The 12579-nt window shown below is 35.9% G+C and carries 10 protein-coding genes; 9 read left to right on the plus strand and 1 reads right to left on the minus strand.

Annotation, left to right across the window (positions count from 1 at the left end):
• On the minus strand, positions 1–811 hold an 811-nt coding region (locus tag Q0505_RS14425), incomplete at its 3' end, for a putative porin (RefSeq protein WP_366519425.1).
• Between the two features lie 66 nt (positions 812–877).
• Here Q0505_RS14425 and Q0505_RS14430 point away from each other — a divergent pair.
• The 9 genes from Q0505_RS14430 (at position 878) to Q0505_RS14470 (ending at position 12523) form a co-directional block, all read left to right on the plus strand.
• Positions 878–1498 (plus strand): ribonuclease HII, encoded by a 621-nt coding sequence (locus tag Q0505_RS14430; protein ID WP_299214167.1) that lies wholly within the window; start codon positions 878–880, stop codon positions 1496–1498.
• Between the two features lie 93 nt (positions 1499–1591).
• Positions 1592–4066, plus strand: coding sequence for a hypothetical protein (locus Q0505_RS14435; RefSeq protein ID WP_299214170.1), 2475 nt, complete (start codon positions 1592–1594; stop codon positions 4064–4066).
• Positions 4067–4137: 71 nt separating this feature from the next.
• The gene (locus Q0505_RS14440) at positions 4138–4287 is read left to right on the plus strand and encodes a hypothetical protein (RefSeq protein ID WP_299214173.1); all 150 of its coding nucleotides are present in this window, start codon (positions 4138–4140) and stop codon (positions 4285–4287) included.
• Positions 4288–4760: 473 nt separating this feature from the next.
• Positions 4761–7553 carry a tetratricopeptide repeat protein gene (locus Q0505_RS14445; RefSeq protein ID WP_299214176.1) on the plus strand — a complete coding sequence of 931 codons (2793 nt, stop codon included), beginning with the start codon at positions 4761–4763 and terminating at the stop codon, positions 7551–7553.
• 299 nt (positions 7554–7852) lie between these two features.
• Positions 7853–9049, plus strand: coding sequence for a PQQ-binding-like beta-propeller repeat protein (locus tag Q0505_RS14450; RefSeq protein ID WP_299214179.1), 1197 nt, complete (start codon positions 7853–7855; stop codon positions 9047–9049).
• 24 nt (positions 9050–9073) lie between these two features.
• Positions 9074–10123 carry a kelch-like protein gene (locus Q0505_RS14455; protein ID WP_299214181.1) on the plus strand — a complete coding sequence of 350 codons (1050 nt, stop codon included), beginning with the start codon at positions 9074–9076 and terminating at the stop codon, positions 10121–10123.
• Positions 10124–10141: 18 nt separating this feature from the next.
• Positions 10142–10534, plus strand: a complete 393-nt coding sequence (locus Q0505_RS14460; RefSeq protein ID WP_299214184.1) for a hypothetical protein — start codon at positions 10142–10144, stop codon at positions 10532–10534.
• Positions 10535–10539: 5 nt separating this feature from the next.
• The gene (locus tag Q0505_RS14465) at positions 10540–11823 is read left to right on the plus strand and encodes an OmpA family protein (protein ID WP_299214186.1); all 1284 of its coding nucleotides are present in this window, start codon (positions 10540–10542) and stop codon (positions 11821–11823) included.
• A 22-nt stretch (positions 11824–11845) separates the two neighbouring features.
• The gene (locus Q0505_RS14470; protein WP_299214189.1) at positions 11846–12523 is read left to right on the plus strand and encodes a hypothetical protein; all 678 of its coding nucleotides are present in this window, start codon (positions 11846–11848) and stop codon (positions 12521–12523) included.
• The last annotated feature ends 56 nt before the right edge of the window (positions 12524–12579 follow it).

Raw genomic sequence — 12579 nt, forward strand, 5'->3', positions numbered from 1 at the left:
TACCCAATAATTTATAATGATGATTTACATATACCCGTGTACCATCAAGAATATTTTCTGCATCTTCAAAATTTACGAGAAGTCTCGATCGGTCGTTAAACTGATCGTCACCACTTGTAAACTGTTCAATGGCGATATCTTGCAAACCTCCATTTTCTTGATTTAATAAATCCTGAGCCACCCAATGTGCATTGATCTGATAGCGATCATCTTTTGTTCTATAACTTCCTGCAAGTCTAAAATTACCTGTACTCGTCAGCGCATGTTGATATTTCCCCAAACTACGCAATCCTTTATAGGCAATAGAAAAATTAAGCCTCGGAGACGTGTTCATTGTAAAAAAAGCATCTAACTGTTGTCCTTGCTCAAAAGCACTTCTAAAGTACAATTCGGTGACAGGCGTTGGTAAGTAGTAATAATTAATGTCTTCTACTTCCAAATAGTTAAAATGTCTTGATTGTGCCACACTGTTAGGAAGCGTAGACCGCTTATCAAAATCATATACTAGCGTATTATGTGTTTGCCCCGTATTTGCAAACGGCAATAACCCATACCGATCTCTACGTAAATAATTAAACTTGTAATCTTTTGCAATAGTAAGTGAGGTATCTACTGTAATCGTATCGTTCTGAATAGATATGACCTTATAATCTTCTATAGGCGGCCTTACAAAATCTGCAACCTTATTATTACTTACATTCCCTTGTGCACCTCCAGTTCTAGTACCTACATCTTGTCTTCCAAGTGTAGGGAATTGAGCGTAAACAGACGACGTAATGAGTATAAAAAATAAAACGACAAATGTCTTCATATATAATTTTGAAGAGCCAAAGTTAATTTTTTTACCCGTAATCACGTATTTTACAACTCTAAAACGATGTTAAAGCTTAAATTTCATCCAGATCTCATAGAGTGTGGCACAGACGAAGCTGGTCGCGGATGCCTTGCTGGCCCTGTTACTGCCGCTGTTGTAATACTTCCCGATAATTTTAAAAATGAAGTGCTTACAGACTCCAAACAGCTCTCAGAACGCAAACGAGAAGCCTTAAAACCGATCATTGAGCAAGAAGCTATTGCTTTTGCAGTGACGCATGTAATGATGGAAGAAATCGATCAAATTAATATTTTGAATGCTTCCATTTTAGGAATGCATCGTAGTATTGATGCCATGATACATACGCTTTCGCGAAAGCGTATACCACAACACATCCTTGTAGACGGCAATAGATTTAAACCCTATCCTGACATTTCGCATACCTGCGTGATCAAAGGAGACGGAAAATACTTGCCTATTGCTGCCGCTTCTATTCTTGCAAAAACGGAAAGAGATCACTTTATGGAACGTATTCACGAAGAATACCCAATGTATAACTGGAAAAAAAATAAAGGATATCCCACCAAAGAACATCGGGAAGCTATCAGAAAATATGGCGTTACAAAATACCATCGTAGAAGTTTTAGATTACTCCCTGAACAATATACATTCGATTTTGAATAGATTTCTTGTTAAAAACCTAGTAGATAACTCCTGTAAGTAATCTGTGATTTCTTTTATACAAGTCCTTACATTTGAAGAAAGGGATTCAACCGTATGAAACGATTATTTTTAATGGCTATGATCTTGTGTTTTGTTGCTTGCGAACAGGAACAAAGCACCGAGACGTCAACACTCATAAAGTACATCCCTCGTAAAGCTAGTGTGATTGTAAAAACAACAAACCTGAAAGGCTTGCAATCTGCGGTTAAAAACAATACTCTTATTCAGGCGTTTGCCAAAACTCGCTATCAAGATTTTTTAACGAGTACCACGCCTCTTTTAAAAGACCTACATTCAAAAAACGAAACGCTCATCTGTTACACTCAAATAGGCAACAACACCTACGATGTAAGTGTACTCACAAAAACAACACCTACACTTTTTACGCCAGACAGCACCAAAATTACACAAACAAAAATAGGAAGTGTTACACCAACAATCACAAAAATACAATCATCTGACGCTACTTTTTACACGCTAGAAATAGATGGAATCTTTATAACCAGCACCTCTCAATTACTTTTAGAAAACACGCTTAGAGAACAAGAAGATAATGGCATTGCTGATGATGAAAATTTTGTAACAGCATATAATGCAACAAGTGACGCTACCGCTAGTATTTTAGTAAAAGGAAGTGAAATAGATGACCTATGGTCTACATTATATCCAAATTCAAAAAAACATTCTTTACGTAAAGCATTTTCATGGTCGCTAGGCGATTTAGACATTTCTCAAAACGATATTAAAATAAGTGGTGTAACGCTTACAAAAGATGCCACAGAGCAACACTTATTATTATTCAAAGACACCAATCCAGTCAGCAATACCATTGATCAAATTACACCTATCATAGCGCAAAGCGTTACTTCTATCTCTTATAATAATTGGAATACCTATAAAAATAACTTAGCCGATCTCCATAAAATAGATCCTTTAAAATTTGAACTAAAAGCAGAAGAGGTATTAAGCTCTTTTGATGAAATAGGAAGTATCCAATTAGATGCGGGAACTGTAATCGCAGCGCATAGTATAGATGCTACAATTACAGAAGAAGCAATGGCATCTCAAAAGGAAGAAGAAACCATCTATAGACAGGTTCCTATATATCGCTTTAAAGAGACCACAGCTTTTAGTAAAACATACGAATTACTCTTAGAAGTTCCTGCTATACAACTATACTGTGTGTTGGATAATTTTTATGTTTTTGCAGAGAAGCAAGAGCTTCTGGAAACCATCATTGCAAACTATCAGAATAATGCAACGTTGATTAATACCACGGTATACGAAAATACAAAATCACAACTAAGTAGCGCCTCTAGCCTACTCAGCATAACCAATACAGAAAAAATTGCGTATGAAGATCTCGTTTCTGAAGAAGAGGCAAAAGCATTCAAAAAAGTAACGATTCCTACCTATCCCTTTGCTGCATTACAACTTATTCAAGATTCAAATTTTATGCATCTTAATGTTGTAATTAATAAAAATGAAAATACTCAGAAAGATGGCGCTATCACACAAATAGCGAGCACAAAACTTGAGACCTCTATTTCGCGTGCTCCGCAACTTGTAAAAAATCATCGTACCAAAGGTGTTGACGTACTTCTCCAAGATGAGTCAAATATCCTACATCTTATCAGTAATACGGGAAAATTATTATGGCAAAAAGAGCTAGACGGCCCTATCCTAGGAGACGTACAACAAGTAGATTTATATCGTAATGGCAGACTACAACTTGCCTTTGTCACTTCAAAAACGTGGTATGTTTTAGATCGTAATGGGAATGAGGTAAAACCTTTTTCTGTTAGTTTTAATGAGACCATCACGCAACCTTTAGCTATTTTTGATTACGAAAACAACCGTAAGTATCGTTTTATCATCACACAAGGAAAGCAAGTGCAAATGTTTGATAAGGAAGCTAAAATTGTGAAAGGTTTTGACTTTTCAAGTACAGAAAATAGGATTATCTATCCGCCAAAGCACCTACAAATAAACAATAAAGATTATATCGTTATTGCCGAAAATGGTGGAAAGCTTCATATCTTAAGTCGTACAGGAAAATCACGTATTGACGTAAAAGAAACCATACAATTTGGAGATACTCCGATATTTAAAGAAAAAAATACCTTTGCTACTTACGATATTAATGGGGGTAAAATAACGATTACCACCAGTGGTAAGCTTACGCGAAAACAAAGCGACAATGCTACAAACACGATTGTAAATACACTTGGAAATACAACGGCTTCACTATTAGAAAACAAGCTCATCATAAACGACAAAGTCATCGACTTAGAATACGGTTCGTATACAACCCCAGAAATATTTAAGGTAGGCAAACAAGTCTTAATCACGCTTACCAATACAGAAACAAGTCAGGTGCTGTGCTTTAATGAAAAAGGAATTCCCCTAGACAACTTCCCCGTATATGGTATTGGTCCAGCGTATTTCGACTATTTAGAACGCGATAAGAATCTAGGATTTGTCACACAAGGAGATGCAAATAGTATTTTGATATATCAAGTGAATTAGAGATTTAAAAAATTAGACGTTACATACATTCTTTGTATTTTTAAAAAGAACTAATACTAAATTTAAAAATCATGAGTATGAAAATCACACAAATTAAAGGTGTTATCAAATTATCAACCAACCATTTAAAATCCATCCAAGGTGGGGAAGAAGATTATAATTTTTGCTCTGATGATCGTGTAGGCGCAAGAGCAGATTGTCATAGATTTGATGAAGGGTGATCGTTGTAAATGTGTTAACACATCTGACTCTTACCTCTTAGGCTAAGACAGTTAAACAATAAACATCTAGCATAAAATTGCATCATATTCCATACGATTCAATTATAAAAAGGCTATCTAAAAAATTTTAGATAGCCTTTTTATACTTACGAATTCTTCGCTTCAAATAGACATATTTTAGAACTTTGCAACACTAAAGGATATGTAACACATATCGGTTACATACGTGATACTAGTAGGCTCTTGGTATTTATATAATTGCGTACATTTATAACACTCACTAATCCTCTCTCGTTATGCGAATAATAATCTCATTGTTTATTATCATAATTTGTTCCAAGTCAGTACAAAGTCAAACTCAAAAAAAAATTGACTCATTAAATACTATTATTTCTACTACAGATAATACTAATACAAAACTAGAAGCATACGTCAAGATTTTAAGTATAGAATCTTCAACAAACCTAGATAATATGCTTCTAAATATTAAAAAAATTAAAGACTTGCATGAAAAAGAATCTTGCAATACATGTCTAGGTATTGCGATGTATTGGGAGGGACGTTATCATTATTACAACGGTAATTTTGCAGAGGCGATTCCCTTTTTTGAATCAGCTGTAAAAACTGCTTTTGAGGCAGGCGATGATTATACTAGTAACAAATCCCTTACGTTACTTTCTGGAATATATTTTAGCATAAATAATTATCCAAATGCTGAGAAATACGCAAATCAACTAATCGCTAAAGGAGAAGCGCAAGATGAAATATCTGATGCACTCATTGACGGTTATTTTATGAAAGGCCTTATCAATGATGACCAAAGTTATTACAGTCTAGCAATTACCAATTATAACAAAGCAGATTCATTAAACTCCATAAAAAAAGGGCCGAACTTTCATACATATCAAGCAAAATTATACAATAACCTTTCTATTGTTTTTATACAAATTAAAGATTTTGAAAAAGCTGAAAAGTATCTCAAAAAAACAGAAATCAATTACAAAAAAGGCAATAACATAGAGGGGTTAAACTCGGTAAAACAGAATTTTGGGTATCTAAAAATTGAACAAGGAAAGTATCAAGAAGCAATTGATCTTTTATCTGAAACAAACATCTTTTACAAAGAGCTTAAAATGAAGCACAGAGAAGGGGAGTCAAACTATTTGTTAGGAAGAGCGTATTATGGATTAGATCAGTATGGGGAAGCAATACAACATTTAGATGAATCCTTAGTCGCTTTTAAGAATGCAGGAGATACACTAAATTCAGGATTAAGCCATAAGTACATAGGAGATAGTTATTTAAAAATAAATAATACAGAAAAGTCAAATTACCATTTTAAACAAGCCTTAGAAATTTTTAATTCTTTAAATGCTCATAGAAATCAATTAAATACTTTGAAATCCTACTCAAATCTATTTGAAAAAACAAAAGACTACAAAAAAGCACTAGAATTGTTTAAAGAAGTAGATAGTATTAATTCTATTTTTCAAATAAAACAAAATGAAAAAAGTGTTTTTGAATTGGAAACCAAATACCAAACTAAGAAAAAGGAGCAAGAAATTGCGTTACTTCAAGCTAAAAATGAAACAGTAGAAATCCAGAAGAAAAATCAGCGAAATCTTTTATTAGGAGGTCTTGGACTTACATCAATCGCAGGAATCTTCCTGTTTTTTGGTTTTAGAAATCGTAAAAAAATCAATAATAAGCTACGTGAGTTAGATATGATGAAATCTAGCTTTTTTGAGAATATCTCCCATGAGTTCAGAACGCCACTATCACTCATCGCTGGTCCTGTAGAACAACAATTACAAAAACCAGACATAGACCCTTCTGAACAAAAAAATCTCACCATCGCAAAACGAAATACCAAACGCTTACTCACACTCGTCGATCAATTGTTAGATCTTTCAAAACTAGAAGCTGGTCATTTTGAGCTTAAAGTACAGCAAGGAGATTTAGGACTTTTCTTAAAATCACTCACAAGTTCTTTTGACTATCTAGCACATGAAAATAATCAAACCTATGCTGTAAAAATCAATATACCTGAGAGCATCTATTATTTTGATGCCGATGCATTAGAAAAAATAATCACTAATCTCATTAGCAATGCATTAAAATACAGCCCCGACGGAGAATCTATAAAAATAACAGGAGATATACAGCATCAAAAATTACACCTTACTATTAAAAATTCAGGCGCGCCACTATCGCAAGAAGCGTTGCAAACTATCTTTAACCGTTTTGCACGTATCGACGAGCAAACAGCTGGAACAGGCATAGGACTCGCGCTTTCAAAAGAATTAGTTACATTACACAAGGGAACGATCCATGCCTACAGTGAAGCGCCGTGGACTTCTTTTGTCATCACCTTGCCAGTAACTGAAAGTGCATTTTCTGATGCTGAAAAAATAAAAGGGATGATCGTTGAGACCGCTTTCGCGAAAGCGAAAAAAACCTCTTCACAAACAGAAATCACAGCCGAAGAACCCGATATCTTCTCAAAAGATACCAATCCTATACTGCTTATTGTAGATGACAACGCCGATCTAAGAACCTATGTGAGTTCGCTATTTGAAGACACCTACACCATATACACCGCACAAGATGGGAGCGAGGGATTTGAAATCGCATCTTCTATGGTTCCTGATTTGATCATTACAGATCTGATGATGCCAAAAGATGATGGGATTACGCTTACGCGAAATTGTAAGACTGCCGAAACCACATCACATATTCCTATGATAATGCTTACGGCAAAAGCTGGAGATGAAAACCAACTTATTGGTTTAGAAAATGGAGCCGATGCATATATTACAAAACCTTTTAATACTGAGATTCTTAAAACAACCGTATATAACTTATTAGAAACTCGTAAAAAACTACAGGAACGCTTTAGTCAGGAAGTGGTGTTGATTCCTAAAGATATGGCTGTAAATAGTGCAGATGAGCGTTTTCTAGAGAATCTTAAAGAAATTGTTGAGACGCAAATCATAGAATCTGATTTTACTACAGAATCCTTTTCAAAAGCGCTTGGGATGAGCCGTATGCAATTGCATAGAAAACTAAAAGCACTCACAGGACTTTCGGCAACCGAATTTATACGAAGTCAGCGTCTTAAACTTGCTGCACAACTCCTTAAAAAATCTGACATTAATGTATCACAAGTAGGATATGCTGTTGGATTTAATAACCATTCCTATTTTACAAAATGCTTCAAAGAGCAGTACGGAGTCTCCCCTTCTGATTACGCAAAAAAATCATAAACAACCCTTTCTCTTAGGGGCTAAAACCCCATTATTACTAGCCTGTTACATACGTGACAGGCTTTGTTACATCTGTGCTAATCCTCAGCACTCTTCTCAGATAGCTTTGTATCAAAGTTAGTCGTCCACTCCTTTAGAGTACTATGAACAAAAAGCCTAAAAAACTAAAAGCCACACTTCCCCCAATGCCTGACCATGAGATTTACCTTAATGTAAATGCGCTTCAGGAGGGAGCATACGAATTAAAAATTATCCATAAAAACAAAGTGATCAAGAAAACAACTTTTAAAAAATAACCTATGAAATCGTATAACACATTACTCATATTAGTCCTATCTATCCTATTATTTTCCTGTAAAAATGATGATGACGCTACTATTCCAGAAATAGATACTTCAGCCCTAATAGATGCAAAAGCTTCTATTGCCTCGTTTAGCAAACTAGCTACTATAGATTTACAAACGGGCACGACCATTACGACACAAAACGATCAACTTATCGCAAGCATGGTCTATGAAGATTCTTTTATAGGTCTTTTTCCTGACCGTCTGGTACGAAGTAGTGAAACTGATTTTACAGGGGATCTCATCTGGGAATATTCCTTTGAAATTTTAGAGGGATTTGAGCGCACATTTAACTCTGAAACAGTAAAAATTCAAGGGACTACATTGTACTTAACGTACAGCAAACCTGATGAGTTAATACCCATACCTCTCAATTATATAGAAGCCATAGACCTGACAAATGGTACAGTCGCATGGAGTGTTCCTCAAAAGTCACGTGAGTATAAACGTCTCAACATACTTAATAACACCATCATTACAGCAGAAGGTCCTTCTAACAATACATCTATTGTTAGTAGAAATATTTCTGATGGATCTATTTTAAATATCTGGAATTTAGGAGAGCGTGTATCACATCTTATATCAGGCACTAATGAAATGATCGTCATGTCATGGAGCAATGCTGTCTATAGTATTCAAGAAGATCTTACGCTTAACTGGACTTTTTCTACTACTGGAAGTAATGTACAGAAAGGAATCATTGTAAGCGATCAGTTTGTTTTTCATTCAAGAGATGAGAATATCTATGCTGTCAATCTACAAACGGGTGATCTCAATTGGTCACAAGCATTTCCTGATCTCTTTATCCGTCAGTTTTTTAACAACGGCACTAGCATTTGGTCCGTGACTGAAGATTTTAACGCAAATAGGTTTGTGATTAACGAGCTAGACGCATCAACAGGAACGATTTTATCTAATTTCAATACCCCACTCCCTATAGCAGCTGATGATATAGATGAAATTGAAGTACTCGCTTTTAGTGACTATCTACTCATTCTTATGGGGCGTTCTGGAGAAAGTACGATTACAGAATTTTATAACTATAAAACACAAAATAAGATTTGGCAAAGCGACCTTGATCTTTCTGACATTTTTACCCTAAGAGCTAATGTTCACTTAGGAACTAGCAGATACGCACCCACTTCTTTTTAACAATCATTTTGAAACCACACTATTATGAAAAAGCACATTTTAATAAAACAATACATTTTACTATTTCTACTTGGTATATGTATTCTGAGTTGTTCTAGTGACGACGAAACTCCAGTTGTAAATGAGATGCCAGAAGAAGAGATGATGGATCCTGAAGAACCTGATCCTACAAATCTTGATCTCACCTTTACACTTCATACCCAACAAGATCAAATAGGCGATTTTGCTTTTCACCAGATGGCTGTCTTTAATGAAAGCGTACACTCATATTACGGTGCTGGATTGGGAGCAACCACTGAGATGCCTTATAATCTAGGCGTGTGGCATAGTGATAATGGTATTGCTTGGGCTTCTGACATCTCTTTTGGGAGTGAGCGTAGAGGACATTCTGTTACCGAGTTTAATGGGGATTTATTTCTTATAGGAGGCGCAGATAATGATGATAACGAGCTCGAAGAAGTATGGGTAAGTAACGATGGATTTAATTGGACACTCGGAGCCGAAATACTCCCTTTTGGCTCTGTCTCTTTTCATAATACGGTAGCTTATGATGGGCAACTTTATCTCATTACAGATGATTATGAAGATGGTGATGGCACGCAAATGATGGCTGTATACAGATCTAACAACGGGTTCAACTGGAGCCTTATCGCTACCGATGTATTTCCAGTACGCACCGCAGCAGAAACGGTTGTCTTTAATAACAAAATCTATCTTATAGGTGGCAGTAATGACACAAACTTCTTTAATGATATTTGGACGACAGAAGATGGAATTACTTGGACGCAAATAACCCCAACAGGAACACACTTTGACCCTATTGTCTTTCACACCCTGAACACATATAACAACGCTTTATGGCTTATAGGCGGTTGGAGTAGCACCAATCAATACAATAATCACATCTGGTATTCACAAGATGGCATCAACTGGATCAACTACGACGGAGAAATTCCTTTTGACGGATTATATGCACATGATATACTCGTCTATGAAAATGAACTTTGGCTTTTTGGAGGTATTCAAAGTGACGGACTCTCAGGAGCAATTGGCTCTATAAAAATAAATAACTAACACATGAACTTCTATATTATGAAAACAAAATTGTATGTAACTATTATCGTAATGATGAGTGTATTCGCTTTCGCGAAAGCGCAAACCACCACAACAAAAGAAAAGCCTAAAACTAAAAATAACCTTCCAGCAGATGGAAACGCACTAGATCAACAAGCACAAGTATTGGGTAACATCTTTGGAGATTTAGGAGGAATGAAAGAAATGCAAGGAATAGAAGGCTATATGGATCTTTTAAATAAAAGTGATGTGAGTCCAGAGCTCAAGAAAAAATTGACTGAGCAGTATAAAGTTATTGCGCTAAGTGATGACCCAAAAAAGAAAAAAGAAATGGAGCTTAAACTATCTAAAATGTTGCAAAAAGCATTAAAAGAAAGTCAGGAAAAAGACACATTAAAAACAAAAGGATAACAGCTATGAAAACACTACAAATTATTCTAGTATTCTGCCTTCTTTTATGTGGTACTGGAGCAAACGCACAACTCTTTAAAAAATTAGGGAAAGTAGCCGAAAAAGCTGCAGAACGCACTGTAGAAGATCGAGTGTCTCGAGAATCTTCTAAAAAAACAGATCAAGCACTTGATAGCGTTTTTTCAAAAAAGAAGAAAAAGAAAAACAAAAAGAAACGCAAAAACAAGAATAAAAATAAAGACGAAAAAGATACCACAAGCGCTGATGAAGCGTCTACAGTTCCAACCTATACCATAAAGCGAAGTGCTGACTTTACGCCTGGCAATATTACGGTCTTTGACGATCAATTTACCAAAGACAATCCAGGTGATTTCCCCGCACAATGGGATACCAATGGAAGTGGCGAGATTACTATGATTAACAACCAGAAATGGATGCGATTAGGTGGTAACTCTAAATACATCCCTATCCTTAAAGAAGCACTTCCAGAAAACTATACTGTAGAGTTTGATTTATTTACAGACGGGTTAGATGGCAAAACAAGTTCTGAAGCTTTTCTCACACTCCTCATTGAAGATAATACAGGATTTACACGCGCAAAAGATTGGTGTATGACAGAGATTTCTGTATGTCAATTTATAGGAAATCGAGGGGTTGTAGAAAAAGTAGCTAATGGTAAACGCCAGCTTCGTAATCAGATAGGAAAAGACTATAGAGATGCCATTAATGGGATGTCACATATTGCTATTGCTGTAAACAAAACCCGTATGCGGGTATGGTTAAATGATAATAAGCTGGTAGATGTTCCAAGGCTCGTTCCAGAAGGCGCTGATGTTTTCAAACTTGCTGTAAGAGGATTAAGAGATCCTGATGGCGTTGATGAGCTGTATATTTCTAACATCAAAATCACAAAAGCAGGAGAAGACAATCGTAGTAAATTACTAACAGAAGGTCGCTTAACCACCAATAATATTCTATTTGAATCGGCGAGTGCAACGCTTAAAGACAGCTCGTTTTCTATCATACGTGAGATTGCTACAGTACTAGAAGAAAATCCTGAGGTAAACATTAAGATTATAGGACATACCGATGCCGATGGTCCGGATGATGGGAATCGTACGCTTTCGCGAAAGCGTGCCGAAGCTGTAAAGAATATGATGACGACTGCTTATGGAATTGATAGCGCAAGAATCCTAACCGACGGAATGGGAGAAAGTCAACCTATCGCACCTAATACAACAACGGATGGAAAAGCCCTAAACCGAAGGGTTGAGTTTATAAAACTTTAATTAAAAACCTAATATCACACTCATGAAAACACTTATTATCATCCTCATTTTTTGCATAACAACACCACTACTCGCACAAAATAATTGCAGTAAATACTATGCATCAACACCAGGAAGGAAACTCATTCATAAAACGTATGACAAGAGAGACCGTCATAGTTTAACTACAGAATACAAGATAGAAAACATAACGCCATCAGGGATCAATGTCACTTTTAACCTTTGGGATAAACGCGACAAACATATCACGGGAGGTGAGTTAACGCTGGGATGTGAAAACAGAACAACCTATCTAGCTTCAGAATCTATTATGACAGATATCTTAAGTCAATATGAAGGTATTGAATATACGGTCACTACCACAGACAGACTTGCGATTCCTAACAATTTACAGATTGGACAGACATTGCCTGATGCAAGCACGTCCATCAGTGTGGACGCGCAGATCATGGCAATAAGCTTTGATATTAACCTTTCTGATAGAAAAGTAGTGAGAAGAGAACAAATAGAAACACCCGCAGGCACTTTTGACTGCTATGTGATTACCTATACCAATCAAATGGCTGGGGGTCTTGGCACAAGAAACTATCAAAGCACCGATTGGATTGCAGAAGGCATTGGGATGGTAAAGCAAGAAACCTTTAAGGAAAATGGTAGGCTTGTGAGTCGTTCTGAATTAACAGAAGTATCTGACATATAATATTAAAAATGAATAGCCAAAACCCAATACTAAGGCATCTCTCTAAGTTTTACAAC

This window comes from uncultured Dokdonia sp., assembly GCF_937910895.1.
Classification (GTDB): Bacteria; Bacteroidota; Bacteroidia; order Flavobacteriales; family Flavobacteriaceae; genus Dokdonia.